Raw genomic sequence first — 26,693 nt, forward strand, 5'->3', positions numbered from 1 at the left:
CGCGCCCGGCCCCACGCTCGACCCCGCGCCCGGCCCCACGCTCGACCCCGCGTCCGGTCCCCCACTCGAGCCGGCGCCCGGACCCGCACTCGACCCCGCGCCCGGCCCCGCACTCGACCCCGCGCCCGGCCCCACGCCCGATCCCGCGCTCGAACCTGGACCCGATTCCGACCCTCTGCCCGATTTATCAGGACAAAGAGCGGTAAAGGACTCCGGAGTATCACCCTGACCCAGCGCCTTGACCGCCTGCTGGAAGAGCCCCGGAGCGGGCGCGGCGACGGGATCGGAGCGGTCGAGCCCGTCCACACGAGGCCGGCAGCCGGTCGTCAGGCTCAGCGACAACACCTGGGAGGACGACTCGGTCGCGCCGTCCACGGCGATGAAGTCACCGGCGTCGGAGTGGAACGACAGGCGCGTGCCACCGCGGCCCTGGCCCAGCTCGGTCTGGTAGCCACTCGGCAGCGCGTCCCTGATCTGCTCCATGGCGGTCCTCATCTCACCCTGGCGCACATAGACGGTCACCTCGCGGGCGCCGGCCACACCTTCACGGACCGGGGTCAGCCGGCAGCCGTCCCGAAGCTCCAGCTCGCCGAGGACCACAGCCCGCCCCGGCGCGTCGGCAGCCGCGGCCAGCGCCCCCGCCACCCGCTGGAGATCGCGGACCGCCTTGGCGATGTCGCGCTGCTCGGGCACGGTCTCGCGCTCGTGACCCACCGACCAGACCGCGAGCACCGCAACCACGAGGATCCACGCCGCCACCACGCCGACGAGCCACCATCGCCGCCTCGACGCCCCCGCGGGCGCCGAAGGGGAGGCCGGATATGCGAAGTGGTGGTGCGCCTCCGCCGGCAGCGTGGGCGGGTACTGATCGAGCGGCACCCCTACTGCAGGCGCAGGCGGATGTTGATCGGGCGGCGCCCCCACCGACGGCGTAGGCGGGTGCTCGTCAGACGACGAAGCCTCCACCGGCGGCGTGGGCGGATGCTCGTCAAACGACGCCCCCACCGACGGCGCAGGCGAATGCTCGTCAAACGACGCCCCCACCGACGGCGTGGGCGGATGCTCGTCAAACGACGCCCCCACCGACGGCGTGGGCGGGTGCTCGTCGGACGGCGCCGCCGGCGGTGGCGTGGGTGAGGGGCGGCGGCCGGGAGGCGTCTCGCCGGGGTGCGGGGTGGTCATGGGCGGAGGGATGCGTATGCGGCCGAGGACAGGAAGCGCGCGACCATCTCGGCCGTGCCGGGGGTGAAGGGGCGGCCGGGGACCTCGGCGGCCGGGATGAAGAGCATCGCGGCGCCCTCGCCGAGGACCACGTCGGACTGGGTCGCGGCGGTGGGGGCGTAGAAGTAGTTCTTCACCCTGCCCTCGGACGGCAGCTCCTGGCGGGCGAAGAGCCGCACCGGCGCGGATGGGCTGATCGAGGCCTCCTCCCACAGCTCGCGCACCGACGCCTCGGCCGGGGTCTCGCCCTCCTCGACGGAGCCGCCGGGCAGGCCCCAGACGTTCGGGTAGTAGGGCGCCTTGTCGTCGCGGAGCTGGAGCAGCAGCGCGCCGGCCCGGTCGACGACGAAGGTGCAGGCGATGTGGATCATTGCTGGGCCAGCCTCTGCAGGGCGCCCACGGCCACGTCGGTGCGGGTCGTGTACCAGAACGGGGGGAGCGACTTGCGCAGGAAGGCGCTGTAGCCGCGGGCCGTCTCGAGGCGGGAGTCGAGGACCGCCACCACGCCCTTGTCGCCGGTGGCGCGGATGAGCCGGCCGACGCCCTGCGCCAGCCGGATCGCCGCGATCGGCACGCTGACCGAGGCGAAGCCCGAGCCGCCGTTGGCGTCGACGGCGGCGGAGCGGGCGGCGGCCAGCGGCTCGTCGGGGCGCGGGAACGGCAGCCGGTCGATCACCACGAGCTGGCAGGAGTCGCCCGGCACGTCGACGCCCTGCCACAGCGACATCACGCCGAACAGGCAGCTCTCCTTTTGCTCGCGGAACTTGCGGACCAGCACCGGCAGCGACTCCTCGCCCTGGAGCAGGATCGGCAGGTCGGTGCGGGAGCGCAGCAGCTCGGCCGCCTGGGTGGCCGCCTTGCGCGACGAGAAGAGGCCCAGGGTGCGGCCGCCGAGCGCCGCGACGAGCTTGACGAGCTCCTCGCCCGCCGCGTCGGGCAGGCCGGACATCTGCGGCCGGGGCAGGTGCGCCGCGACGTACAGGATGCCCTGCTTGGGATAGTCGAAGGGCGAGCCGACGTCGAGCGAGGTCCAGCCGTCGCCCGAGGCGGCCGGGGCCTCGGCGGACTGGCCGGCCGGCGACGCGGAGACGGGCAGGCCCAGCGAGCGCGCCACGGTGTCGAAGCGGCCGCCGAGCGTCAGGGTGGCCGACGTGGCGACGACGGTGCGGTCCTCGTACAGGCTCTGGGAAAGCGTGCCGGCCACCGAGAGCGGCGCGACCACGAGCGCGCGTCGACCGCTGCCCATGTCGGACTTCTCGACCCAGGCGACGTCGAAGGGGTCCTCCTCGAGCAGGCGCTGGGCGGTGTCGCTCAGGTCGTCGAGGGCGGCCTTGGCCTGCTGCTTGCGGACCGGGTCGGAATCGTCGGACTTGACCTCGCCGATCGCGGAGAGCGCCGCGCGGGTGGCCGACTCGAGCAGCGTGAGCGCCTGCTGGAGCGGCTGGGGCAGCCCGTTGGTGATCCGGCCCGCCGGCACGTCGGCCAGTGCCACGGTGAGCGCGTCGGCGGCCTCGGCCAGCGACTCGGCGACCGCCGGCGGGATCAGGGTGCGGGCGCGGCGGGCGGAGCGCTCGACCGCGTCGGGGGTCAGCTCGGCCTGGGAGGCGGCGGAGACCCGGTCGGCCAGCTCGTGCGCCTCGTCGATGACGAGCAGCTTGTGCGGCGGGACGATGTGGCGGTCGGCGAGCATGTCGACGGCGAGCAGGCTGTGGTTGGTGACCACGATGTCGGCCTCGCGGGCCCGGGCGCGGGAGGCCTCGGCGAAGCACTCGGCGCCGTAGGGACAGCGGGCGGCGCCGACGCAGTCGCGGGCCGGCATGGAGACCTGGCGCCAGGCGGTGTCGTCGACGCCGGGGTCGAGCTCGTCGCGGTCGCCGGTGGTGGTCTTCTCGGCCCAGGCCTGGAGCCGCTGGATCTGCTTGCCGAGCCGGCCGGCCTCGCCGAGCCACTGGGTGGCCCGCTGCGGCGCGTCGTCGAAGAGCGTGTCGGTGGGCTCCTGTTCGTCGGCGTGTTCCATCTTGGCGACGCAGAGGTAGTGGTGGCGGCCCTTGAGCACGGCGAAGGTCGGCCTGCGCCCGAGGACCGGCTCGACCGCGGCGGCCAGCCGGGGCAGGTCGTGCTCGACGAGCTGATTTTGCAGGGCGAGGGTGGCGGTGGAGACCACCACGGGCCCGTCCACGAGAAGCGAAGGGGTCAGGTAGGCCAGGCTCTTGCCGGTGCCGGTGCCGGCCTGCACGAGCAGGTGCTCCCGGTCGCGTATGGCCTTGTCGATGGCCGCCACCATGGCCTGCTGGCCGGGGCGGGCCGCCCCGCCGGGGACAGCCCCGACGGCGGCTGCCAGTAGTTGTTCGGCGGTCGCCTTCTTCTTCGTCGCTGCGGGCACGCGCAGACGGTACCCGCCACCACCGACAGAAGCCGACCACCGTTAGGGTTCTCGCATGCCGAACGAGACGGTCCGGGTCGTCTACACGAAGTACGACGGTTCGGCCCACCGGGACTATCCGGCCCGCCGGTTCGACGAGGACGACCTCGGCGTCTGGGTGGGTGTCACCCGGGGCACGGCGTCGGTCTACCACGGCCGCCCGAGCGTCGAGCAGATCCCGTTCGTCCTGCTCATCCCCCATCACGCCTGGTGGACGGGCATGTTCAACCCGCCGCCGCGGACCAGCGAGGTCTACTGCGACATCACCACGCCGGCGCGGTGGGAGGGTGACACCGTCCACATCATCGATCTCGATCTGGACGTGGTGCGCCGGCGCTCGACCGGCGTGGTCGAGCTGCGCGACGAGGACGAGTTCGACGAGCACCGTTCCCGCTTCGGATACCCCGACGATCTGGTACGCGAAGCGCGCGCGGCGGCGAGCCGGCTGCTCGTGGCGCTGGGCGACGGCAGCGAGCCCTTCGCCGGCCACTACCACAAATACCTGCAAAGGGTCGCCGACTAGCACGTCCCCGGACGGCATGGGGGAAATCTGCCCGAAGGTTCCCGGCACCGAATCCCGAATGTGACAGAGTGTAAAACGCACATTTGGGACGAATCTGGATGGTGCGCTGTGAACGACGCCGTGACGATCGGGAGTGGCATCGCCGGAGTCGCGGCCGTGGCCGGAGTGGCCTCGGCCGCGTTGCTGGCTCGCCGGCCCGGCCCCTACCGGGCCACCGGCCACGCGATCGCGCGCCCGGACGACCTCGACCCGCTGCCCGGCGCGCTGCGGCGCGGGCTGGGTGGCCTGACGGTGCCGGTCACCCCCGGCCCGCACGGGGAGCTGTACCTCGGCCCGGGAGCGCCACAGCCCGGCCGTACGCTGCGCCGGCTGGTGCTCTCCCCGCTCTTCGACCGCATCCGGTCGCGGGGTGGCCGGCTCGCTCCCGAGCAGCAGGTGCCCTACCGGCTCGTCGTCGAGTTCACCGGCGCCAACCGGGACGCCGAGACGCTGCTGCGGGCGTACCGGATGCTCGATCAGCAATTGCGGGACCACGCCGCGCTGCTCAGCCACTGCGACCACGATCGGCTCACGCCCGGCGCGGTGACCGTCTCGATCGCCGGCATCGTCGACGTGCGCGAGCTGCTCGCGGCCGAGGAGGTGCGGTACGCGTTCGCGGAGGGCACGTTCGACGACATCGGCTCGCACGCGGCGCCGCCCGGCCTGGTCCCGATGATCAGCGAGCCGTGGTCCCGCCGGTTCGGCTGGGACGGCCGCGAGCCGATCTCCGCCGAGGAGCGGCACCTGCTGCACGCCATGGTGCGCTCGGCCCACGAGGACGGCCGTACGGTGCGCATCTCCGGCCTGGCCGAGGCCGACCGCCAGGCACGGCGCGCCATCTGGACGGAGCTGGGCGCCGCCGGGGTGGACGTCATCGCCGACACCGACCAGCGCGGGCTCGCCCGGCATCTACGCCGGCACCCGGTCAGCCAGTGGGTGGCCCGCGAGCCACTGCCGGCGCGTACCGTCCGGCGCACCTCCCCACGGCCGACGGCGCCGCGTCCGGACCGGCGCCGCGAGACGGTCTAGCAACGCCGTTTAACAGGCGAACGAAAGGTAAACCAGACGAGGCCTTAGCATTCCTGGAGATCTTTCCCCGCTCGCCGATCGAGGTCGTCCTGTGAAGTTCTCATTCCGTCCCGTCGAGGGTGCTTTCTACGAGCTCTTCACTAAGGCGGCGCACAACCTCGTGAAGGGCACGGAGCTGCTCAACGAGCTCGCCCTGCCCGGGGTGGACGTGCAGTCGGTCAGCGACCGGCTCACCGACGTCGAGCACGACAGCGACCAGATCACCCACGAGCTCTACAAAAAGATCAACTCCACGTTCATCACGCCGTTCGACCGCGAGGACATCTACTCGCTCGGCTCCCAGCTCGACGACGTGATGGACCACCTGGAGGCCGTGGGCAACCTCCTCTACCTGTACGGGCTCACCGAGCTGCCGTCGCTGCCGCGCGAGATGCACGAGCTGGTCAACGTGCTCGACCAGCAGGCGAAGATCACCGCCGAGGCGATGCCGAAGCTGCGGGCGATGAAGGGCCTCGACGAGTACTGGATCGAGATCAACCGTCTGGAGAACGAGGGCGACCGCGCCTACCGCATGCTGCTGGTGCGCCTGTTCTCCGGCGAGTACGACGCGCTGACCGTCCTGAAGATGAAGGAGGTCGCCGACGAGCTCGAGGCCGCCTGCGACGCGTTCGAGCACGTGGCGAACACCGTCGAGACGATCGCGGTCAAGGAGTCCTAGGCCTTGTCGCCCGAATTCATCGCCGTCCTCGCGGTCATCATCGCCGCGATGGCGTTCGACTACACCAACGGCTTCCACGACGCCGCCAACGCCATCGCCACCAGCATCAGCACGCGGGCGCTCACCCCGCGGGTCGCCCTGGCCATGGCCGCCATCGGCAACTTCATCGGCGCGCACCTCGGCGGCGAGGTCGCCAAGACGGTCGGCGACGGGCTGGTCAAGCTGCCTCTCGGCGTACCCAGCCTGGGGGTGGTCTTCGCCGGCGTGGTCGGCGCCGTCACCTGGAACCTGATCACCTGGTGGTTCGGCCTGCCCTCCAGCTCGTCACACGCGCTCTTCGGCGGCCTGGTCGGCGCGACCCTCATCGCCAGCGACGGCATCGTCCAGTGGGGCAACATCGTCGACAAGGTGCTGATCCCGATGGTCGCGTCGCCGGTGGTCGGCTTCCTGCTCGGCTTCCTCGTGATGGTCGTCATCATGTGGACCTTCCGGCGCGGCAACCCCGGCAAGCTCAACCGCGGCTTCCGCATCGCGCAGACCCTGTCGGCGGCGGGCATGTCGGTCGGACACGGCATCCAGGACGCGGCGAAGACCATGGGCATCGTGGTGCTGGCCCTCTACACGGGCGGCTTCCAGGACAGCCCCACCCACATCCCGTGGTGGGTCTACATCACCACCGCGACGATGCTGGCCCTGGGCACCTACTCCGGCGGCTGGCGCATCATCCGCACCCTCGGCCGGAAGATCATCGACCTGGGCCCCGCCGAGGGCTTCGCCGCCGAGACGGTCGCCAGCTCGGTGCTCTTCTTCAACGCGTACGTGCTGCACGCCCCGATCTCGACCACCCACACGATCACCTCGGCGATCATGGGCGTCGGCGCCACCAAGCGGCTCAACGCGGTCCGCTGGAACGTCGCCGGCAACATCGTCATCGCCTGGGTGACCACGTTCCCCGCCGCCGGCCTGATCGCCTGCCTCATCTACCTGGTGGTACGCCCGCTGTTCAGCTGACGTCACCGGCCTGGTCGCCGAGGTCGGCCCGCAGCCGGTCGTTGGCCCGCTCCAGCGCGCTCAGCACGATGGCCCGCTCCGCCACGGTGGCCGAGCCGATGATCTGGTCGGCAAGGTCGTTCCACGCGTCCTCGATGCGCGGCACGAGCTTCAGCCCCGCCTCGGTGATCACGATCCGCACCTGCCGCCGATCGCCCGGCACCGGCTCCCGCCGGAACCACCCACCACCGGCGAGCCGCGACAGGCTGCGCGTGGCGGTCGGCGGCTCCACCCCGAGCCGCGCGGCCAGCTCGGTCACGGTGATCCCGTCCGGCTCCTGCGCCAGCGTCCAGAGCAGCACGTCCTGCCCGGGATGCAGCCCGAGCTCACCGAGCCGGCGCGCCTTGGCCACCCGATAGAGCTGGCTCATCCTGTTGAGCGCCGTGTTGACGCGCATAACCTCAGCAGCCTTCACATTCGGATGATAGTCGGCTAACGATCTTCAGCGCTCGGCAACTCGTTAGCCGGCTAACCGGCATGCGACAGTGCGTGCGTGCCGGAACCCTGTCCCTCGATCGAGGGACATCCATCTTCGGCCAGTGCGCGGGCTCTGCCGGTTTCTTCGGCGCTGACCTGCTGTTGTGTCGACCGTTTGCCCGTCGCCCCGGCGACCAGCGCATCGTCTCGAGTTTTGACCGCACAGGGCTCCCGGACGAACCCTCATTGACGTTGCTCACGCCAGCACCGCGAAGCGGTGGACTGAGCTGAGCCGGAAGGGCGGAACCATGTCGACCGCAGATCTGACAGACGAGTCCCAGGACAGCGCAGTGCCACCGGACGAGCCGTTCCTGATCGACAACCATCTGGTGGAGAAGATCAAGGCACAGGCGCTGATCGACGCGGGCTACGCTCGCGAGCACGACGGTGGCCTCTATTCGGACGAGGCCCAGCTCAAGGCCGCGATTCTGGCCGCGATGACCGAGCGGCACGTCGTTCGGGGCCGCCGGGATCTGGCACGTGGCGCGGTGACGAAGTTCGAGCTTTACGCCGAGATGCTGCCCCAGGCTCCCGGCGTACGGCAGTTGCCTCGGACGATCGAGGAGAGCGCCGCTCAGGACCAGCTCAAGAAGAAGTTGTGGGGTTGGCTGAACGTAGGGATCACCGGCTTCGCCCAGGTCCGCGTGGCCGAGCTGGGATACGTCCTGTGCGAGGCCCCAGTGGCCCGTACCAAATTGATCGAGGAGACCGGGAAACGGGAACCGTCGACCGAGACCGGACGGTTCCTCACCCGGAACAGAGACCTCATCCTGGACTACTACACGGGCCCTGCCGCACGGCACTTCCTGGCCGCCGCCCGCAGGCTGGAGGCGCAACTGGGCCTCGTCATCGCTCGCCGCCCGGAGTTGGAGGCGGCGGTCGCCAGCCAGGTCGGGGTGGTGGTGCGGCAGGCGGTGAGCTCGATCTCCCATGCCGACAGCGCCGACGGCGAGCTCGGGACGGTCTGACCGATGGACACCGGATACCCCGCCGAATGGGCGGGATGGAGGAACGAGGCTGCTCGGCTGCAGAACCGGGCGCCCCTGCGGCGCAGTGAATGGGCGGCGCGCGGGCCCGAGGATCCCAAATTCGCGCTGGGTGACCTGCTCTCTCGCGTCCCGGAGTCCTGGATCGACCGCCTTGCCGAGGCGGTCGATGCCGAACCCGCACGATTCCGGCTTCTCCGCGAGGTGGCCGTCAAGGTTCCCCCGGAGCGCCGCGTCAAGGCCTCCTGGACCGTGCACCGGGATCTCCGGGAACGGCCCGAGCTCCTGCGCGACGGTCTGACGTCACGCGAGGCTGCCGTTGCTGCCGGAAGACGCGCTTTCGACTCCAAAGCCGATCAGCGTCTCTCGGCCGAGGAGCGCGCCGCGAAGGTTCGGGACTTCCTGGCCGATCCCGAGGTCTACAGATTGGTCGAGCGCGAGCTCGACCGATCCAGGGCCGACCGGAAGGTCAGATACGGAGCCCGGCTCGTGCACGAAGAATTGGCTCGCCAGGAAAAGGACGCCAAAGCCGAGCTGCGTGCGAGGCGGGAGGCACAGTCTCCGATCGAGGCGACGCTCAAGGCGCGAATCAGTGTGCTGCGCTCGGCGCAGTTGGTGCACGCGATGGCTGAGATCTCCGACGACCTTCCGGAGCACGACCGGCTCGTCGACGCGCTCGAGACCCTGCGGGAGCAGATCGACGCCGCCCTCGGACGGCTCGGTAGCACGGGAGAAGAACGGATCATCGATGGGGAGACGTGGCACGACCGAACTACACGAGCGGCGATTGCCGGCTCCGGATAGCGGTCCGTGTCGCGGACGGGGCGGGCCATGATGGTGGCCCGCCCCGCTCGTCGTTCCGCGTGTCAGATCTGCCACCACACGGTGGTGTCCGGGGGGAGTTCGATCTCGTCCGGGGTGCCGCCGATCTCGCCGCTTGCCAGCAGGAGCTCGCCGGGTGGGGTGAGGCGGACCGGTGCGGCCCCCATGTTGACCGTGCAGCGGAAGCCCGGGCCGCGGTCGAGGATCAGCATGCCGGCGGGGGCGTCCCGCCAGGTCAGGGTGTCGCCGGTGAGGAGTTTGCGGCGCAGGGCCAGGGCGTCGCGGTACATGGTCAGGGTGGAGCCGGGGTCGCCGTCCTGGGCCTCGACGCTCAGCGCCGCCCACGAGTCGGGCTGGGGCAGCCAGCAGGGTGCGCCGTCGGGGCCGAAGCCGTACGGAGCCGTGCTGCCCGACCAGGGCAGCGGCACCCGGCAGCCGTCGCGGTAGCCGTCCTGACCGGTGGCCCGGTGGAACGCCGGGTCCTGGCGCACCTCGGGCGGCAGGTCGACCACCTCGGGCAGGCCCAGTTCCTCACCCTGATAGAGGTACGCCGAACCGGGCAGGGCCAGCAGCAGAAGCGACGCGGCGCGGGCTCGGCGCAGGCCGGCGACCGGGTCGACCTCGGTGGACCGGCGGCCCGCGACGTCGCCCGACAGGTCCTGCATGAGGCGGTTGGTGTGGCGTACGACGTCGTGGTTCGACAGGGTCCACGTGGTGGGCGCGCCGACCCGGCTCATCGCCGCCAGCGACGCGTCGATCATGGCGCGCTGGGCCGCGGGCTCCCACGGGGTGGCCAGGTAGCTGAAGTTGAACGCCTGGTGCAGCTCGTCGGGGCGCACGTAGTCGGCGACCCGGTCGAGGGTGGGCGCCCACGCCTCGGCCACCGCGATGCGCTCGCCGGGATACTCGTCGAGGATGCGGCGCCAGCTGCGGTAGATCTCGTGCACGCCGTCGCGGTCGAAGCAGGGGCTCTCGCCGACGTCGAGCAGGTGCCATTCGGTCTGGTGGCCCAGGTCGGGCAGGCCGGCCTCCTTGACGAGCCCGTGCGCCACGTCGATGCGGAAGCCGTCGACGCCGAGGTCGAGCCAGAACCGCAGGATGGTGCGGAACTCGTCGGCGACCGCCGGGTGGTCCCAGTTGAAGTCGGGCTGCTCGGGCGCGAACAGGTGCAGGTACCACTGCCCGTCCGGCACCCGGGTCCACGCCGGGCCGCCGAAGATCGAGGGCCAGTCGTTCGGCGGGAGGTCGCCGCGGCCGTCCCGGAAGTGGTAGCGCTCCCGCAGCGGCGAGCCGGGACCTTCGCGCAGGGCCTGCTTGAACCATTCGTGCTGGTCGGACGAGTGGTTGGGCACCAGGTCGACGATTACCCGGAGGCCGAGCTCGTGGGCGTCGGTGACCAGGCCGCGGGCGTCGTCGACCGTCCCGAAGAGGGGGTCGACGACCCGGTAGTCGGCGACGTCGTATCCGGCGTCGGCCTGCGGGGAGAGGTAGAACGGCGAGAGCCAGACCGCGTCGACGCCGAGGTCGCGCAGGTAGGGCAGCCGGCTGCGGATGCCGGGCAGGTCACCCACGCCGTCGCCGTTCGCGTCCGCGAAGCTGCGCGGGTAGACCTGGTAGATGACAGCAGACCGCCACCATGAATCACTCATGATCGCGACGGTAGCAGGATTACTAACTCGTGTTACATCACCGGTTTAGCCGTTGAATCGCGGACGATCAGCGTGGTACCGAGCACCTGGCGCGGGTGCTGGTCCTCGCCCCGGATCGCCGAGATCAGGAAGTCGGCCGCGGTGCGGCCCTTGGTCACGATCGCCTGCCGTACGGTGGTCAGCCGCGGCCGGAACCACGCCGACTCGGCGAGGTCGTCGAACCCCGTCACCGACACCGCCCCGGGCACGTCCAGCCCCAGCTCGTGCAGGGCGTCCACAGCGCCGTACGCGAGCACGTCCGACAGCGCCAGGATCGCCGTCGGCCGGGGTTCGCGGGCCATCAGCTCGCGGGCGGCGCGATATCCCTCGGTGCGCGACACCGGCACCTCGGCCAGCGCCACGTCGTCCATGCCCAGCCCGGCCGTGGCGAGGGCGTCGGCGATCCCGGCCAGGCGCCGCCCGAGCGGCCCGCGGCGTCCACCGGTCACCGGGCCCGGGTCGATGGAGAGCACGGCGAGCCGGCGATGGCCCAGCTCCAGCAGGTAGCGGGTCACCTCACGGGCGCCGCCCCGGTCGTCCACCTCGACGCTCGGCGCGTTCTCGTAGTGGTCGCTGTCGATCAGCACGAACGGGACGCCGCGGCGCTCCAGCTCGGCCACCTCGGCGCCCTCGGTCTGCAGGCCGCAGACGATGAAGCCGTCGGCCGCCGCGACCGGGATCGCCCTGAGCACCGAGTCCTGCAGCGGCGGGCTCAGCAGCAGCGTGTAGCCCTCCTGGTCGCAGACCTGCCCGACGCCCATCAGGAACCGCGCGTAGTACGGGTTCTCCAGCACCTGGGCGAGCTTCTGCGGCAACAGCACGCCGATCGAGTGGGTGGCGCCGGACTGGAGCATCTTGGCCAGCGGGCTCGGCGTGTAGCCGAGCTCGCCGGCCACCGAGAGAATGCGCTCGCGGGTCGCCGACGAGATGCGGTGGGGGTTGTTGAAGGCGAACGAGACGGCGGACCGGGAGACACCCGCGGCCTTGGCCACATCGCTCGACGTCGGCTTGCCGCCGACCCTTTTCGACGGCATCCGACCACAGTAGTCGTCCGCTGAAAAGCCTAGTAGACGACGCCGATCTCCTCGCGGATCGTGTCGAGCAGGGTCATGATCTCGAGCGTGGTGGCGTGCGGCATGAGCGGGCTCTCCAGCTCGCCGGCGAGGACGGCGCGCTGCACCTCGGCGGCCTCGAACTGGTAGCCGTTGCCCTCGAACGGGAACTCGATCGTCTCGGGCGCCTTGCCCGCCCGGTGCAGCACGAACGAGCGCGGCACGAAGAAGCCGGACGGCAGCTCGATCCGCCCGTCCGTACCCGTGATCGTCGCGTTGTTGCGGCTCTCGCCGTTGATGCTGCACGTGATGGCCGCTACCGCGCCCGGCTCGAAGCCCATCAGCACGCCGGTGTTCTCGTCCACCCGCTCGGGGGTCAGGTGCGCCCACGCCTGCACCGAGGCCGGCGTGCCGAGGATCAGGTGGACCAGGTTGATCGGATAGACGCCGAGGTCGAGCAGCGCGCCGCCGCCGAGCTTCGGGTCGCGCAGCCGGTGCTCGGCGGCGAACGGGCCCTGGAGGCCGAAGTCGGCGTGGATCGCGCTGACCCAGCCGATGGCGCCCTCCTCGACCAGCTCGGCGACCCGGCGGATGGCGGGGTTCAACCGCATCCACATGGCCTCCATGAGGAAGACGCCCTTCTCGCGCGCGGCCGCGATCAGCTGCGCCGCGGCGGGCAGGTCCAGGGTGATCGGCTTCTCCACCAGGACGTGCTTGCCCGCCTCGATGCACAGGTGCGCCGCCTCCGCGTGGAAGGCGTGCGGCGTCGCGATGTAGACGACGTCGACCTCCGGGTCGGCGGCGAGGTCGGCGTACGAGCCGTGCGCGCGGGCGAACCCGAACCGCTCGGCGAACGCGGTCGCCGACTCGGCCGAGCGCGACCCGACGGCGGCGAGCTCGGCGCCGGGCACCAGCGGCAGGTCGGCGGCGAACGTGGCGGCGATCCCGCCGGGGCCGAGAACGCCCCAGCGAACCTTCTGTTCGGTCATGATCGCTACGGTATCGCCCCGGCGTGCTTCGGTGGTTGGATCGAATGGTGACCGACTCGACACCGTTCAGTCTTCCGCCCGCGATGGTGCGCCGGGCGCGCGAGTTCCGCGGCACTCCGGCGCCGGCGCGCGACGCGGCCACGGTCGTCCTCCTGCGGCCGACAGACGATTCCTTCCAGCTGTACGCGTTGAAGCGCGCGACGACGATGGCGTTCGGCGGCCTCTACGCGTTCCCCGGCGGCGGGGTGGATCCGTTGGACCGGCCCGAGACCATCCGCGACGACTGGCCCGCGCTGCTCGGCGTGCCCGGCGAGCGCGCCCGCGCGGTCGTCGGCGCGGCGGCCCGCGAGCTCTTCGAGGAGGCCGGCGTCCTGCTGGCCGGCCCGGTGGAGCAGCCCGACCGGACGATCGCCGACGTCACCACCACCGACTGGGAGGCCGACCGCGCCGCCGTGGCCGCGCGCGAGCTGACCCTCACCGCGCTGCTGCGCAAGCGGGGCCTGCGGCTGCGCGACGACCTGCTCTTCCCGTGGGCGCGCTGGATCACGCCGGAGTTCGAGCCGAAGCGGTTCGACACCTGGTTCTTCGTCTCGCTGCTGCCCGAGGGGCAGACCGCCCGGGACGTCTCGGGCGAGAGCGACGGCACGACGTGGGTCGGCCCGGCCGAGACGGGCGACCTGGCGATGCTCCCGCCGACGCGCTCGACGGTGGACTCGCTTCGCGCGTACGGCCAGATCGAAGAGGTGATCGCGGCCGCGAGTCGCCGCGACGCCGCGCACCCCGTGCGGCCTCGCGTGGAGCTCACCGAAGACGGCGGCGCCCTGCTGCACATTCCGTAGCAGCAGGGCGCCTGGACGCGCGAGCGGCCTAGCCGAAGCGGCCGGTGATGTAGTCCTCGGTCTTCTTCTCCGACGGGTTGCTGAAGATCTTCTGCGTGTCGTCGTACTCGATGAGGCGGCCGGGGTCGCCGGTCTTGTCGATCGAGAAGAAGCCGGTCTTGTCGCTGACCCGGGCGGCCTGCTGCATGTTGTGCGTGACGATGATGATCGTGAAGCGGTCCTTCAGCTTGAACATCAGGTCCTCGATCGCCAGCGTCGAGATCGGGTCGAGCGCCGAGCAGGGCTCGTCCATCAGCACGACCTGCGGCTCGACCGCGATGGTGCGGGCGATGCAGAGGCGCTGCTGCTGGCCGCCGGAAAGGCCGGCGCCGGGCCGGTTGAGCCGGTCCTTGACCTCGTTCCACAGGTTCGCCGCCTTGAGCGACTGCTCGGCGGCGTCGTCCAGCACGGACTTCTTCTTGACGCCGTTGAGCTTGAGGCCGGCGACCACGTTCTCGTAGATCGACATCGTCGGGAACGGGTTGGGCCGCTGGAAGACCATGCCGATCAGCCGGCGGACCGCGGTGACGTCCACGTCCGGGTCGTAGATGTTCTGGTCGTCGATGGTGAGCCGGCCCTCGATGCGGGCGCCGGGCAGCACCTCGTGCATGCGGTTGATCGACCGCAGGAACGTCGACTTGCCGCAGCCCGACGGCCCGATGAGGGCGGTGATCGTCTTGGGCTCGACGGTCATCGAGATGCTGTCGATCGCCTTGAAGTTGCCGTAGTACGAGCTGACGTTGCTCGCCTCGATGCGCTTGGCCATGGGGATTACCTCTTATCGGGACAGTCGATTGCGTCGGGCGAGCAGCTTGGCGGCAACCGTCAGGATCAACACGAGCGCGACCAGGGTCAGCGCGGCCGTCCAGGCGCGGGCCGGCGCGTACCGGGACGCGTCACCCGCCTGCTGGTAGACGAAGAGCGCCAGCGACGACTGGTTGCCGGCGAACGGGTCGAAGTTGATCGCCGCGGCGCCACCGGCGACGAGCAGCACCGGCGCGGTCTCGCCCGCCGCGCGAGCGACGGCCAGCATGATGCCGGTGACGATGCCCGGCAGCGCCGTCGGCAGCACGATCCGCACGATCGTCTTCCACTGCGGGACGCCGAGCGCGTACGAGCCCTCCCGCAGTGGGCCGGGCACCAGGCGCAGCATCTCCTCGGTGGAGCGCACGATCGTCGGCAGCATCAGCACGGTCAGCGCCAGCGAGGCGGCGAAGCCGGAGAAGCGCGGCTGGCCGTCGTTGAACCAGGGGCTGACGATGAGCACCCAGAACGACAGCACGAACAGGCCGGCCACGATCGACGGGATACCGGTCATGACGTCCACGAAGAAGCGGACCGTCAGCGCGAACCTGCCCTTGCCGTACTCGACCAGGTAGATCGCGCCGAGCACGCCCAGCGGCACGGCGAGCAGGGTGGCGATGCCGACCTGCTCCAGGGTGCCGATGATCGCGTGGTAGGCGCCGCCGTTCGGGTCGCGGGCGCCGATGTTGTTCATCGACGTGCCGAAGAAGTCGCCGTCGAGACGGGACGCGCCCTTCGAGACCAGCGTCCACACCACCGAGGCGAGCGGCAGGATCGCGAGCACGCAGGCGGAGTAGATCAGCGACTTCCACATGCGGTCGCGCGCGGCCCGGCGGCCCTCGACGCGGCCCGCCACGATGCTGATGCCGATCAGGTAGAACACCACGGCCAGCACGGCGACGAGCACCCAGTTGCCCAGGTCGAGGCCGAGCACGACGGCGGCGGCCACCACGATCGCGGCGACCGCGGTGCCCAGGTTGGCGACCAGCGGAAGGCGCCTGGTCCGAATGTTGTCCGGCGTCATGGCGACGCCGGACACCTCACGCTCCAAAAGGCTCATGCCGCACTGTCCCGGAACTCGCGCCGACGGTAGATGATCGCCCGGGCGCCCATGTTGACGACCAGGGTGATGGCGAACAGCACCAGGCCGGAGGCGATGAGGGCGCCGCGGCCGGTCTCGTTGGCCTCGCCGAAGGTGGTGGCGATGTTGGCGGCGACCGAGTTGCCGCCCACCTCGATGAGGTTGAACGAGATGTTGAAGACCAGGCCGAGGGTGAGCGCCAGGGCGATCGTCTCGCCGAGCGCGCGGCCGAGGCCGAGCATCACCGAGGCGATCACGCCGGGCTTGCCGTACGGCAGGACGGCGGTGCGGACCATCTCCCACTTGGTGGCGCCGAGGGCGAGGGCCGCCTCCTCGTTCATGCCCGGGGTCTGCTGGAAGACCTCACGCGAGAGCGAGGTGACGATGGGCAGCACCATGATCGCGAGGACCAGGCCACCCAGCATGATCGACTGACCGTACGGCCCGTCGCCCCCGAAGATGGGGATCCAGCTGAAGTATTTGTTGAGCCACTCGGAGAAGTCGGCGACCGGCTGCTGGAAGACGTCGCGTCCCCAGAGGCCGAAGACGACACTGGGCACGGCGGCCAGCAGGTCGATGATGAAGCCGAGCGGCGTGGCCAGCCGCTTGGGCGCGTAGTGCGACAGGAACAGGGCGATGCCCAGCGAGATCGGCACTGCGACGATCAGGGCGATGACCGAGGTGAGCAGCGTGCCGAAGGCCAGCGCGGCGATGCCGAACTTGGGGTCGGCCTCATTGGGGAACCACTGCTTGTAGGTCAGGAAGTTCTCGGTGTCCTTGCCGATCGCCGGCGCGGCCTTCGAGATCAGGAAGATCGCGATGGCCACGATGATGACCAGCACCATCGCGCCCGCACTCACGGAGAGCCCTCGGAAGCCGCTCTCCATCGAGAAGCGCGCCTTCTTGGGCAGGGCGCCACCCCCGCCGATCGGGGGTTCGTCGTAGCTGCTCGGGGATACGCCGGAGCCGGCGGCCCGGGTGCGGCTTGCCGTCACACCCAGGTCGCCGGCGGTGGCGTTCTCCGAGCGGGAGGGGTAGTCACCCATGCTCGCTCGCAGTCGTCTCGGAGGGATTGGCGAACTAGATCAGCTGATCGACGCGACGGCGGTCTCGACCTTGCTGCGGATGGTCTCCGGCAGCGGGGCGTAGCCCAGGTCGGCGAGGGCCTGCTGGCCACCGGTGCTCGAGGTGTACTTCAGGAAGCCCTGGATCTCCTTGGCCTTCGGGCTGCCCTTGCTGCACGCGATCTCGTAGGTCACGAGCACGATCGGGTAGGCACCGGCCTCGGTGGTGTTGTAGTCGATGCTCATCGACAGGTTGTTGCCGGTACCGGTGATCTTGGCACCCGCGATGGTCTTGCCGGCGCTCTCGCCGGTCAGCGCGGTGTACTCGCCGGCGCCGTTCTTGATCTTCGCCATCTTGAGGTCGCTGTTCTCGGCGAACGAGAGCTCGACGTAGGCGATGGTGCCGGCGGTGCTCTTCACCTTGGCGGCGACACCGTCCGAGCCGGTGGCGGCGACGCCACCCGGCGCCTTCCAGGCCTTGGCGTTGCTGTAGGTCCAGTCGGCCTCGGCCGACTTGCTCAGGTACTTGGTGAAGTTGTCGGTCGTGCCGGACTCACCCGAACGGTGCACCGCCTGGATCGCGGTGTCCGGCAGCTTCGCGCCGGTGTTCTGCGCGGCGATGGCGGCGTCGTTCCACTTGGTGATCTTGCCCGAGTAGATCTTGGCCAGGGTCGGCGCGTCGAGCTGGAGGTCGTCGACGCCGTCCACGTTGTAGACGACCGCGATGGGGCCGATCACCATCGGGAGGTTGAGGGCCTCGCCGCCGGCGCACTTGGCGTTCGCCTTGGGCTGCTCGTCCTCCTTGAGGGCCGAGTCGGAACCCGCGAAGTCGGCGGTGCCGCCGATGAACGCCTCGATGCCCGCGCCGGAGCCGGTGCCCTGGTAGTTGATCTGCGCACCGCTGCACTGGGCCTGGTACGCCTTGATCCACTCGTCCATGGCGTTCTTCTGAGCCGTCGAGCCCTGGGCCGTCAGGCTGCCCGCCGCACAGTTGGCCGCGGCGGCCGAGGTGTCACCGGCGGAGGTCGCCGGGTCGTTGTCCGAGCCGCACCCGGTGAGCGCGAGCGTCGCAGTCAAAGCAATGCCGGCGATGTAACCGGACCGCTGGAGCTTCACAGTTTTCCCTTCGGGGTGGTGTGCAAACCGGCGCGTCGCACCGGCACACCAGGAAAGCTAAGCAGGGGAGGTAGCCGGTTACCTGGCCATTGGTGAACTGGGAGTGAACACGTCCACGCCGAAATATGGCCTTCCCCTGAGGGCGAGTTGTCCGTTGCGTGAACTGAGTGACGTGGGACGGAAATGTCGGATATTTACCGGCGACAGTTATCGCCACGAGATGTGACGGTGTCCTGTTCGTGACTCCTGCGGCTCGTGCGGACGAGGCGTCAGGGACGCTGGTAGCTCACGTCCGTCTTGAAGATCTCGAAGCCCAGCCGGCGGTAGAGGGCGACCGCCGCGGGGTTCGACTCGTCGACGTAGAGATTGGCGACCGTCAGTCCCTGGGCGGCCAGGTGCCGCAGGCCGGCGACGCTCAGCGCGGCGCCCAGGCCGCGCCGGTGCCCGCTCGGGTCGACGCCGAGCACGTAGATCTCACCGATCGCCGGATCGTCGCCGGAGGCCGGGTGGACCTTGGTCCAGTGGAAGCCGAGCAGCGTGTCCTCGATGTCGACGGCCAGCAGGAAGCCGGCCGGATCGAACCACGGCTCAGCCTCGCGCAGCATCAGGTCGCCACGGGTCCAGCGACCCTGCTCGGGGTGGTGGGCGAAGGCCCGGGCGTTGACCGCCAGCCAGGCCTGCTCATCGAAGCCGGGGCGGAAGCCGCGCACGGTGACGCCCTCGGGCAGCGGAATGTCGGGCAGCGGCTCGGTCAGCGAGCGCCGCATCTGCCACAGGACGCGCACCCGGTCGAAGCCGTTCTTCTCGGCGAAAGCACGCGCACCGGGCTCGTCGCCGTGCGCCCAGAAGCGCAGCGGGCCGCCACCGGCCGCGGCGAGCAGCGCCGTGCCGTGGCCCCGGCGCCGGTGCGCCGGATGAACGAAAAGCTCGCCGGACGCGTCCTCGACGAACGCGTAACCGACGAGCTCATTGTCCTGGGCAGCCAGGAAGTGCTGCTGCGCCACGGGATCGCCCCCGCCGCGCACGCGGAGAACCACATCTTCGGACAGCGGATAGACGCCGTCGGCGCCCTCCGCGGCAGCGGCCAGCGCCAGAACGCCGGCCGCCTCCTCGGCAGTGAGCCGATCCGTAGACCGGATCTCCGTCATGGTGTCGATCAGACGGGCAGCGAGACGGGCTCGTTGTCCGGGAGCTGGCGGCCCGACGGCGGGACCACGAACTTGTAGCCCACCTGGCGGACGGTGCCGATCATCGACTCGTACTCCGAGCCGAGCTTGGCGCGCAGGCGGCGGACGTGGACGTCGACCGTGCGGGTGCCGCCGAAGTAGTCGTAGCCCCAGACCTCACGCAGCAGCTGGTCGCGGGTGAAGACCCGGCCCGGGTGCTGGGCGAGGAACTTGAGCAGCTCGAACTCCTTGTACGTGAGGTCGAGCGGGCGGCCCTTGAGCTTCGCCGCGTAGGTGTCGGGGTCGATGTTGAGCTCGCCGGCCCGGATCGACCCGCCGGAACCGGCGGTCGCGTTGCTCAGGCGGCCGACGCCCAGGCGGAGCCGGGCCTCGACCTCGGCGGGCCCGGCGCTGGCCAGGATGACGTCGTCGACGCCCCAGTCGGCGTTGAGCGCGATCAGGCCGGCCTCGGTGACGACCGCGACGAGCGGCACACCGATGCCGGTCGCGTGCAGCATGCGGCACGTGGCGCGGGCCTCGGAGAGCTCGGAACGGGCGTCGACCAGCACGGCGTCGGGGCTCGGCCCGGACACCAGGGTGCGGACGTCGCGGGGGGCGGTCCGTACGGAGTGGGGAAGCAGATCCAGCGCGGGCAGCACGGCGGAAGGTTCACCGGCACGTGCCGTCACCAACAGAAGGATTTCCACACTCACCTCCGTCCTTGCGGCTCGAGGCCGCGCAGGGTGACTCATCGGCGTTACTTTTCCCGGCGTCACCGACGGGTGGGCTGGGCCTTACCTTAACCGATCCATCGCCCGGAACACCTCGATCGTTTGTGTGAGTGACGTAGTGAACGCTCTCGGGGCGACTCGGCGAGCAGTTCGTAACCGGCCTTTTACCGGAGCGGGCCGGGTCTGGCACGATCGCTTCCGTGTTCCCCTCCATGCCGCAGGACGACCCCTGGGACGCCGACGCGTCGCGTGAGATCGCGCGCTCCGGCGGCAAGCGGCCGCCCGTCGGCGCCTACGACGACGAGCCGGTCGAGCCCGAGCGCGACTCCGACGACGTGGAGGACGACGACGAGTTCGAGGAGATCGAGGTCGTCCCGGTCCGCCGGCAGCTCTCGCTGGCCATCGCCGGGTTCTCCGCGCTGCTCGCGGCCGGGCTGATCCTCGGCGCGCAGACGTCCGCGCCGGACGCCCGCCTGCCGTACGCGATCGTCCTCTTCGGCGTGCAGGCGCTCTATCTGATCGCCTGGATCATGGCCCTGCGCCCGCCGGCCGCCGCCGTCACCGCGGGCGTCAGCGGGGTGGTCGCGCTGGTCGCCGACTATCAGGCCGTCACCCGCGCGCAGCCGTCGCTGCTGCCGCTCGTGTGGGTGCTGCTCGGCGGGTTCGTGGTGGCGTTCGTCGGCCAGCTGTTCCGCGCCGGCGACCGGGCGCGGGCACGCGACTCGTGGCGGGCCACCCTGGCGATCGTCGCGGGCGTGGTGGCGTACGCGGTCCCGATCGTCCTCACCCGGCAGGAGTCCGGCACCCAGACCCTGGTCATGTGCGTCGCCGCGGCGGGCGTCGCCCTGCTCGTCGCCCGCGCCACCGACGCGATCTTCCCGAAGCCGAGGATCGCCGCGCAGGTGCCGCGCGGCGCGACCGGCGTGGTGGCCGGCGCGATGCTCGGCACCCTGGCCGCGGCCGCCCTGGGCAGCGTCCTGGTGCTGCCGTTCACGCCGGCCAAGGGCGCGGTGATCGGCCTGATCGCCGTGGTCGCCGCCCACCTGGTCGACCTGGCGGTCAACTTCGGCCAGGCCGGCCGCCGCCTGGCCGGCGACGCGCCGACCTTCTGGGTGGCCCGGCACATGCAGGGCCCGCTGGGCGCGTTCGCCCTGATCGCCCCCGTCGCGTACGCGCTGACCCACTGGTACGTCGGGTAGCCGTTTCACGCCTCGGTGGTTCGGGGCATGTACCTTTTCGTCGTCGCGTCGAGGGGAGGTCCGGTGGGCGAGGTGTACGGGACGCAGCAGCGGCCCCGCAAGCGGCGTGGGCGCCGTCTGCTGATCACGCTCATCGTCTTCCTGGTGCTGCTCGGCGCCGTCCTGGTGGGCCTCGACCGGTTCGCCGCCTCGTACGCCGAACGGATGATCAGCGACCGGGTCGCCGAGCAGGTCGCCGACCAGCAGGCGACCAGCGAGAAGCCCGACGTGACGATCGAGGGCGTGCCGTTCCTGACCCAGGTGCTCGACGGCCGCTATCAGGAGATCCACATCCAGCTGCCGCACTTCTCCGGTCCCGCCGGCAACGGCCGGACCCTGCGGACCGATCTCCTGGACGTCCGGGCGACCGACGTCGACGCGCCGCTCGACACCCTGCGCAGCGGCAACGGCGACATCGTGGCCGGCGCGGTCACCGGCACCGGCACGATCGACTACGCCCAGGTCGCCGAGCTGATCAACCAGCCGGGCCTGAAGCTCGCCGAGCAGAACGGCAAGCTGGTCGGCAGCGCACCGGTGCAGGCGCTCGGCCAGACCTTCGACGTCTCCGGCGCGGCCACCGTGGCCGTCAAGGACAACGTCGTGCAGATCCGCTTCTCCGACGTGACCGCCGCGGGTCTGCCGGACGTGCCGATCGTCAAGAACCTCATCGCGTCGTACGTGCAGAAGCTCGCCGTCGACCTCACCGTCCCGGAGCTGCCGCTCAACCTCAAGGTGCAGAAGGTCGAGCCTCAGCCGGACGGCCTGCGCTTCACCGCCGGGGCGACCAACGTCCCGCTCAACACCGGCGGACTGTGATCCCGCACATGTTCCCGGATGGTGGTCGAGGCTGTTACCGGCACGTGAACCGCTGGTAGGGTCACATTTCATGAGCCCCTTGCTCACCAAGAGGCGCGCGGTCGACCTGTGCCGCGTGGCCGCCTGCCTGTGTTGCTCCGTCCTCTGACGGAGCCCCTGGTGCTGAGCAACTTCTAGCTCTTTCTCGCCGGCAGTGGCGCCGTCGCACGAAGCACGAGATCCGTTCTCCTTTCCTGGGTCCCGCGCGCGGTGCGACTAGAGATCTCCGTGCGCTGACTCTCCCCCATCTCTCACCGAACAGGGAGTGAACCGATGAGTCGCGACACCGCACTCGTCTCGGCCGACTGGGCCGAGCAGAACCTCGACACCCCGGGCGTCGTCTTCGTCGAGGTCGACGAGGACACCACCGCCTACGACGGCGGCCACATCCCGGGCGCCATCAAGCTCGACTGGAAGAAGGACCTCCAGGACCCGGTCCGCCGCGACTTCGTCAACCAGGAGCAGTTCTCCGCGCTGCTGTCCGAGCGCGGCGTCTCCAACGACGACGTCGTGGTGCTCTACGGTGGCAACAACAACTGGTTCGCGGCGTACGCGTACTGGTACTTCAAGCTGTACGGCCACGACCAGGTCAAGCTGCTCGACGGCGGCCGCAAGAAGTGGGAGCTCGACGCCCGTCCGTACACCAAGGACGTGCCGGTCCGCGAGAAGACCACCTACACCGCCCAGGCGCCCGACCTGTCGATCCGCGCCTTCCGCGACGAGGTCGTGCAGGCCATCGGCCAGAAGAACCTGGTCGACGTGCGCAGCCCCGACGAGTTCGCCGGCCGCCTGCTCGCGCCGGCCCACCTGCCGCAGGAGCAGTCGCAGCGCGGTGGCCACATCCCGACCGCGATCAACGTGCCGTGGAGCAAGGCCGCCAACGAGGACGGCACCTTCAAGTCCGACGACGAGCTCGCCAAGATCTACGGCGAGGCCGGCCTCGACGGCAGCAAGGACACCATCGCCTACTGCCGCATCGGCGAGCGCTCCTCGCACACCTGGTTCGTGCTGCGCGAGCTCCTCGGCCACGAGAACGTGAAGAACTACGACGGCTCCTGGACCGAGTACGGCTCGCTCATCGGCGTGCCGATCGTGCTGGGCGACGAGCCCGGGAAGGCCTGATCATGACGTCTCCGTCCAACACCGCGGCCGGATGCGCCGCGCCGGATCAGTCGGCCCCGCTGCCCGCCAGTGTCGACCTGACCCGCGAAACCGTGATCACCGGCATCGTGAGCACCGCGGCGGGTGAGCCCGTCGCCGGCGCCTACGTGCGCCTGCTCGACGGCTCCGGCGAGTTCACCGCCGAGGTCGTCACCTCGCCCGAGGGGGCGTTCCGCTTCTTCGCGGCGCCCGGCTCGTGGACGCTGCGCGCCCTTTCGCGCGGCGGCAACGGTGAAGTCATCGTCGACGCCACCGTCGGCGTCAACGAGGTCGGCATCAGCGTCCAGCCGGCCTGACCCTGGTTGTAGGGCGGGCCCCCGGTTGTCGCCGGGGGCCCGCCCTCCTTTCCCTACAAGTAGAGGCCGGTGCCGTCGGACTCGACCCGGCTGGCGGCCACGGCGTGCACGTCACGCTCGCGCAGCAACACGTAGCCCTTGCCGTGCAGTTCCACCTCGGAACGGTCGTCGGGGTCGAAGAGGACCCGGTCACCGACGACGATCGAGCGCACGTTCGGCCCCACGCCGACCGCGGTGGCCCAGGAAAGCCGCCGCCCCATCGACGCGGTCGCCGGGATCACGATGCCTGCGGTGGAACGGCGCTCGCCCTCGCCCCCGTCCTGGCGGACGAGAACGCGATCGTGCAGCATGCGGATGGGCAATCCGCTCTCGGTACGGGTGTCGGTGCTCACGCTTGCAGACGGTACGCCTGGTTTTGCCGGTGGTGGCTGCGGGGATCTACCTGCGTCGGACTACTACGGTGGTGGTTGCGTACAGCAATCGCAAGGGGGTAGGCGGTTGAGCCGCTTGCAGCGTGTCCGGGACAACGTCCGGAAGGCCTATGACTCAGGCCGCGAGTCCGTGCGCCAGGCGCGGGCCCGCGACAACGCCACCGAGCAGGACGTCGAGGTCGAGTTCACCCCGCCCGAGCCCGAGCCGGAGGACGTGCACTCGTCCACCAACAGCCGCGACGACGCCGAGGTGCCACACTCGCTGCGCATCGCCGCCGCCTGGGGCTGGCGGCTCATCGTGGTCGGCCTGGTCGGCTGGGCGCTGCTGCGCTTCATCGGCGTCATCAGCGTGGTCGTCATCCCGCTGTCGGTCTCGCTGCTGCTCTCGGCGCTGCTCTCCCCCGCCGTCTCCTGGCTGCGCCGCGTGGGCGTGCCGGCCTCGCTCGCCACGTTCCTCGTCCTGATCTGCGGCCTCGCCGCCGTCGCCGGCACCCTCACCCTGGTGATCAACCAGTTCGTCAACGGCCTGCCCGAGCTGACGAAGAACGCCAGCGAGGGCGTCCGCCAGATCCAGGAATGGCTGAAGACGGGCCCGCTGCACCTCTCCGACGACCAGGTCAACCGGGCCATCGACAACGCGCAGACCTGGATCAACGCGCACACGGCCCAGCTGACCTCGACCGGCATCTCCACCGCGGCCACGGTCTTCGAAGTGCTGACCGGCATGCTGCTGGTCCTCTTCTCGACGTTCTTCTTCCTCCGCGACGGCCGCAAGATCTGGCGGTTCGTCGTGCGCCTCTTCCCGGTGAACGCCCGCTGGTCCCTGGCCGACGCCGGCGACGCCTCGTGGGCCACCCTCGGCTCCTACGTGCGGGCCACCGTGCTGGTGGCCTTCATCGACGCGCTCGGCATCGGCATCGCCCTGGTGATCCTGGACATCCCGTTCCCGTTCCCGCTGGCCGCCCTGGTCTTCCTCGGAGCGTTCATCCCGATCGTCGGCGCCAGCGTCTCCGGCGCGGTCGCCGTGCTGGTCGCCCTGGTCGACCAGGGCTGGGTGGTGGCACTCATCGTGCTCGGCGCGGTGATCCTGGTCCAGCAGGTCGAAGGCCACCTCCTCCAACCGCTGATCATGGGCCGCGCGGTCGCCATCCACCCCCTGGCGGTCATCATCGGCATCGCCTCCGGCGTCGTCCTGGCCGGCATCATCGGCGCGCTGATCGCCGTACCGCTGATCGCCGTCCTGAACACCGGCATCCGCCGCCTGTCCCGCCGCCGCCCCGAGGTCCCGCCGGACGCCGTCGTGGTCACCGCCAGCTCATAGATACTCGTCCGGTGACCCCTGAGGACGTGACGCGGGCGGTATCGCTCGCCCGACAGACCCTGACCGCCGCCACCCACGAGGACTGGACCGCCACCACCGCCGAAGGCCTGACCTGGACCTGCTGGGAGACGGCCGAGCACATGGCCGACGACCTCTTCGCGTACGCGTCCCAGCTCGCCCCGCCGAACCCGTCCACCAGCACCTACCTCCGCTTCGGCTGGCAGCAACGCCGCCCCGACGGCCCCCTGCTGACCGTCTTCGTCGACCCGGCCGAAGGCCCGGCAGCCCTCCTGGACGTCCTCGAGTCCTGCGGCGCGATGCTGGCCGCGGTGGTGGCGACGGCCCCGCCCTCCCGGCTGTCCTTCCACAACTACGGCCCCTCGAACGCCTCCGGCTTCGCCGCGATGGGCGTGGTCGAGGTCCTGGCACACACCCACGACATGGCCCAAGCCCTGAACCTGCCCTGGCAGCCCCCGGCCGGCCTGTGCGCGGCGGCGCTGCGGCGGCTCTTCCCCTGGGCCCCGGCCGACACAGAACCGTGGCAGACGCTGCTGTGGGCCACGGGCAGAGGCGAACTGCCGGGCCACGAACGCCAGACATCATGGAAGTGGGACGGCAGCCCACGGGAGGCCGGCACGCACTGAGCCTCACGCTGAGGAGGCGACATGCGACGGCCCTCTGCGCGCCTCGCCCGGGCTGCAGAGCGACACCCTCTGCACGCTTCGATCGGGTGAGGCCGCAGCTCTGCATCATCGGCGGGCCGCGCGCTCCGGACGGCCCCGGAGCTCAGAGCTCTCCGCGGGTCTCGCACGGACTATGCCGCGGCTCGCTCCGTGGGCCCTCGCCCGAGCCTGCCCGCGGCCGCCCGCAATCTGCCACAGCCGGCCCATCAGTCAGCTCGCCCCACCAGCCAGTCAGCTCGCCCACCAGCAGACCACCCCACCAGCCAGCCCGCCCTCCCAGAGGGGGACCCCCACCACTGAGGCGATCGTTCCGGAAATCGGGAGATCTTGCAGGGCTGGCTGTGGATAACTCGCGACTGTGGACAACGGCCGGGCGGACGGCAGGGCGGGGATAGCCTGACGAGGAGTCCGGACCCGGAGCTGTCTTACTGGCGGGGCGGGTTCGGCTCGTCGGCCGACGAATCGGGAGATGGCTCGGTAGGAACCGGCGCGAACGGAGGCGGACTGGGATAGCTGTAGGGCGTGCTCGGCGGCGCGGAAGCAACCGGCGGCGTCGGTGACGTGGGCTGGCTTTGCGGCGGCTGGGTCTGCGCCGGCTGGCTCGGCGAGCCCGGGACTGGGTCTGAGGCCGGGGCTGGGTCTGAGGCCGGGGCTGGGTCTGAGGCCGGGGCTGGGTCTGAGGCCGGGGCTGGGTCTGAGGCCGGGGCTGGGTCTGAGGCTGAGGCTGAGGCGTAGGACGGCTGGGTGCCGGCGGGCGGACCGTAAGCGGGCGCGCCGTATACGGGAAGGCCGTAGGAGGGCTGATCGCTGGCGTGCGGCTGAGCCCCTGGTCCAGGGTGCGCGCCAGAGACT

The 26,693-nt window shown here is 70.7% G+C and carries 28 protein-coding genes; 14 read left to right on the plus strand and 14 right to left on the minus strand.

The annotated features are described in order from the left end of the window. From Ade02nite_RS32970 to Ade02nite_RS32980, 3 genes are all read right to left on the minus strand, one after another. The coding region (locus Ade02nite_RS32970) for a hypothetical protein (RefSeq protein ID WP_203772400.1) at positions 1-879 on the minus strand (879 nt) is incomplete at its 3' end. A gap of 299 nt (positions 880-1,178) precedes the next feature. After that, entirely contained in the window at positions 1,179-1,592 is a 414-nt protein-coding gene (locus tag Ade02nite_RS32975; RefSeq protein ID WP_203772402.1) for an NUDIX hydrolase, read from the minus strand. Beyond that, positions 1,589-3,604, minus strand: coding sequence for an ATP-dependent DNA helicase (locus Ade02nite_RS32980; RefSeq protein ID WP_203772404.1), 2,016 nt, complete (start codon positions 3,602-3,604; stop codon positions 1,589-1,591). The genes Ade02nite_RS32975 and Ade02nite_RS32980 overlap by 4 nt, the downstream gene beginning before the upstream one ends. Positions 3,605-3,659: 55 nt before the next feature. On the opposite strand from Ade02nite_RS32980, the gene Ade02nite_RS32985 reads away from it, so the two are divergent. The 4 genes from Ade02nite_RS32985 to Ade02nite_RS33000 all read left to right on the plus strand — a co-directional run bounded on the left by Ade02nite_RS32985 (position 3,660) and on the right by Ade02nite_RS33000 (position 6,963). After that, positions 3,660-4,166, plus strand: a complete 507-nt coding sequence (locus Ade02nite_RS32985; protein WP_203772406.1) for a DUF402 domain-containing protein — start codon at positions 3,660-3,662, stop codon at positions 4,164-4,166. A 108-nt stretch (positions 4,167-4,274) separates the two neighbouring features. Beyond that, positions 4,275-5,234, plus strand: a complete 960-nt coding sequence (locus tag Ade02nite_RS32990; protein WP_203772407.1) for a PI-PLC domain-containing protein — start codon at positions 4,275-4,277, stop codon at positions 5,232-5,234. Positions 5,235-5,325: 91 nt separating this feature from the next. Continuing rightward, positions 5,326-5,952, plus strand: coding sequence for a DUF47 domain-containing protein (locus tag Ade02nite_RS32995; protein WP_203772409.1), 627 nt, complete (start codon positions 5,326-5,328; stop codon positions 5,950-5,952). Between the two features lie 3 nt (positions 5,953-5,955). Further along, a complete protein-coding gene (locus Ade02nite_RS33000) occupies positions 5,956-6,963 on the plus strand; it encodes an inorganic phosphate transporter (RefSeq protein WP_203772411.1) in 1,008 nt (335 codons plus the stop codon). Here Ade02nite_RS33000 and Ade02nite_RS33005 read toward each other — a convergent pair. Then, positions 6,956-7,417 (minus strand): MarR family winged helix-turn-helix transcriptional regulator, encoded by a 462-nt coding sequence (locus Ade02nite_RS33005; protein ID WP_203772413.1) that lies wholly within the window; start codon positions 7,415-7,417, stop codon positions 6,956-6,958. The two genes, Ade02nite_RS33000 and Ade02nite_RS33005, sit on opposite strands and share 8 nt — an antisense overlap. Before the next feature lie 391 nt (positions 7,418-7,808). Here Ade02nite_RS33005 and Ade02nite_RS33010 point away from each other — a divergent pair, with 391 nt between their 5' ends. Together Ade02nite_RS33010 and Ade02nite_RS33015 are read left to right on the plus strand one after the other, a co-directional pair. After that, the gene (locus tag Ade02nite_RS33010) at positions 7,809-8,447 is read left to right on the plus strand and encodes a hypothetical protein (protein ID WP_203772415.1); all 639 of its coding nucleotides are present in this window, start codon (positions 7,809-7,811) and stop codon (positions 8,445-8,447) included. A 3-nt stretch (positions 8,448-8,450) separates the two neighbouring features. Then, entirely contained in the window at positions 8,451-9,269 is an 819-nt protein-coding gene (locus Ade02nite_RS33015) for a hypothetical protein (RefSeq protein ID WP_203772417.1), read from the plus strand. 62 nt (positions 9,270-9,331) lie between these two features. On the opposite strand, the gene Ade02nite_RS33020 is transcribed toward Ade02nite_RS33015, so the two are convergent. The 3 genes from Ade02nite_RS33020 to Ade02nite_RS33030 are packed head-to-tail and all read right to left on the minus strand — an operon-like array spanning position 9,332 to position 13,016. Further along, positions 9,332-10,936 (minus strand): glycoside hydrolase family 13 protein, encoded by a 1,605-nt coding sequence (locus Ade02nite_RS33020; RefSeq protein WP_203772419.1) that lies wholly within the window; start codon positions 10,934-10,936, stop codon positions 9,332-9,334. A gap of 32 nt (positions 10,937-10,968) precedes the next feature. After that, positions 10,969-12,009: a LacI family DNA-binding transcriptional regulator gene (locus Ade02nite_RS33025; RefSeq protein ID WP_203772421.1), complete on the minus strand. Its 1,041-nt coding sequence runs from the start codon at positions 12,007-12,009 to the stop codon at positions 10,969-10,971. 29 nt (positions 12,010-12,038) lie between these two features. Then, on the minus strand, positions 12,039-13,016 hold the full coding sequence (locus Ade02nite_RS33030; RefSeq protein ID WP_203772423.1) for a Gfo/Idh/MocA family protein: 978 nt from the start codon (positions 13,014-13,016) through the stop codon (positions 12,039-12,041). A gap of 44 nt (positions 13,017-13,060) precedes the next feature. Here Ade02nite_RS33030 and Ade02nite_RS33035 point away from each other — a divergent pair, with 44 nt between their 5' ends. Beyond that, on the plus strand, positions 13,061-13,855 hold the full coding sequence (locus Ade02nite_RS33035; protein ID WP_203772424.1) for an NUDIX hydrolase: 795 nt from the start codon (positions 13,061-13,063) through the stop codon (positions 13,853-13,855). 28 nt (positions 13,856-13,883) lie between these two features. Here the strand turns inward: Ade02nite_RS33035 and pstB are convergent, their stop codons facing one another. The 6 genes from pstB to Ade02nite_RS33065 all read right to left on the minus strand — a co-directional run bounded on the left by pstB (position 13,884) and on the right by Ade02nite_RS33065 (position 19,838). After that, positions 13,884-14,660 (minus strand): phosphate ABC transporter ATP-binding protein PstB, encoded by a 777-nt coding sequence (gene pstB, locus Ade02nite_RS33040; protein ID WP_203772426.1) that lies wholly within the window; start codon positions 14,658-14,660, stop codon positions 13,884-13,886. A gap of 12 nt (positions 14,661-14,672) precedes the next feature. Further along, positions 14,673-15,758 (minus strand): phosphate ABC transporter permease PstA, encoded by a 1,086-nt coding sequence (gene pstA, locus Ade02nite_RS33045; protein WP_203772428.1) that lies wholly within the window; start codon positions 15,756-15,758, stop codon positions 14,673-14,675. Beyond that, entirely contained in the window at positions 15,755-16,825 is a 1,071-nt protein-coding gene (gene pstC, locus Ade02nite_RS33050; RefSeq protein ID WP_203772431.1) for a phosphate ABC transporter permease subunit PstC, read from the minus strand. The genes pstA and pstC overlap by 4 nt, the downstream gene beginning before the upstream one ends. Positions 16,826-16,864: 39 nt before the next feature. Then, positions 16,865-17,959: a phosphate ABC transporter substrate-binding protein PstS gene (gene pstS, locus Ade02nite_RS33055; RefSeq protein WP_203772433.1), complete on the minus strand. Its 1,095-nt coding sequence runs from the start codon at positions 17,957-17,959 to the stop codon at positions 16,865-16,867. Positions 17,960-18,228: 269 nt separating this feature from the next. Continuing rightward, complete coding sequence (gene mshD, locus Ade02nite_RS33060; RefSeq protein ID WP_203772435.1) at positions 18,229-19,107, minus strand: mycothiol synthase; 879 nt, start codon at positions 19,105-19,107, stop codon at positions 18,229-18,231. Positions 19,108-19,115: 8 nt separating this feature from the next. After that, positions 19,116-19,838, minus strand: a complete 723-nt coding sequence (locus tag Ade02nite_RS33065; protein ID WP_203772437.1) for a winged helix-turn-helix transcriptional regulator — start codon at positions 19,836-19,838, stop codon at positions 19,116-19,118. Positions 19,839-20,056: 218 nt separating this feature from the next. Between Ade02nite_RS33065 and Ade02nite_RS33070 the strand changes: the two genes are divergently transcribed. From Ade02nite_RS33070 to Ade02nite_RS33085, 5 genes are all read left to right on the plus strand, one after another. After that, positions 20,057-21,055 carry a hypothetical protein gene (locus Ade02nite_RS33070; RefSeq protein ID WP_239169234.1) on the plus strand — a complete coding sequence of 333 codons (999 nt, stop codon included), beginning with the start codon at positions 20,057-20,059 and terminating at the stop codon, positions 21,053-21,055. Positions 21,056-21,118: 63 nt separating this feature from the next. Continuing rightward, on the plus strand, positions 21,119-21,910 hold the full coding sequence (locus Ade02nite_RS33075; RefSeq protein WP_239169235.1) for an LmeA family phospholipid-binding protein: 792 nt from the start codon (positions 21,119-21,121) through the stop codon (positions 21,908-21,910). Between the two features lie 70 nt (positions 21,911-21,980). Then, positions 21,981-22,058, plus strand: coding sequence for an Ms5788A family Cys-rich leader peptide (locus Ade02nite_RS50800; RefSeq protein WP_360248245.1), 78 nt, complete (start codon positions 21,981-21,983; stop codon positions 22,056-22,058). A 164-nt stretch (positions 22,059-22,222) separates the two neighbouring features. Then, the gene (locus Ade02nite_RS33080; RefSeq protein ID WP_203772441.1) at positions 22,223-23,071 is read left to right on the plus strand and encodes a sulfurtransferase; all 849 of its coding nucleotides are present in this window, start codon (positions 22,223-22,225) and stop codon (positions 23,069-23,071) included. Between the two features lie 2 nt (positions 23,072-23,073). Beyond that, positions 23,074-23,406: a DUF1416 domain-containing protein gene (locus Ade02nite_RS33085; protein WP_203772443.1), complete on the plus strand. Its 333-nt coding sequence runs from the start codon at positions 23,074-23,076 to the stop codon at positions 23,404-23,406. Positions 23,407-23,459: 53 nt separating this feature from the next. Here the strand turns inward: Ade02nite_RS33085 and Ade02nite_RS33090 are convergent, their stop codons facing one another. Then, positions 23,460-23,756: a GroES family chaperonin gene (locus tag Ade02nite_RS33090; protein ID WP_097317651.1), complete on the minus strand. Its 297-nt coding sequence runs from the start codon at positions 23,754-23,756 to the stop codon at positions 23,460-23,462. 157 nt (positions 23,757-23,913) lie between these two features. Here Ade02nite_RS33090 and Ade02nite_RS33095 point away from each other — a divergent pair, with 157 nt between their 5' ends. Then, the gene (locus tag Ade02nite_RS33095) at positions 23,914-25,158 is read left to right on the plus strand and encodes an AI-2E family transporter (RefSeq protein WP_379036960.1); all 1,245 of its coding nucleotides are present in this window, start codon (positions 23,914-23,916) and stop codon (positions 25,156-25,158) included. 11 nt (positions 25,159-25,169) lie between these two features. Further along, positions 25,170-25,802 carry a DinB family protein gene (locus Ade02nite_RS33100; RefSeq protein ID WP_203772447.1) on the plus strand — a complete coding sequence of 211 codons (633 nt, stop codon included), beginning with the start codon at positions 25,170-25,172 and terminating at the stop codon, positions 25,800-25,802. The last annotated feature ends 891 nt before the right edge of the window (positions 25,803-26,693 follow it).

Source organism: Paractinoplanes deccanensis (assembly GCF_016862115.1).
Lineage (GTDB): Bacteria > Actinomycetota > Actinomycetes > Mycobacteriales > Micromonosporaceae > Actinoplanes > Actinoplanes deccanensis.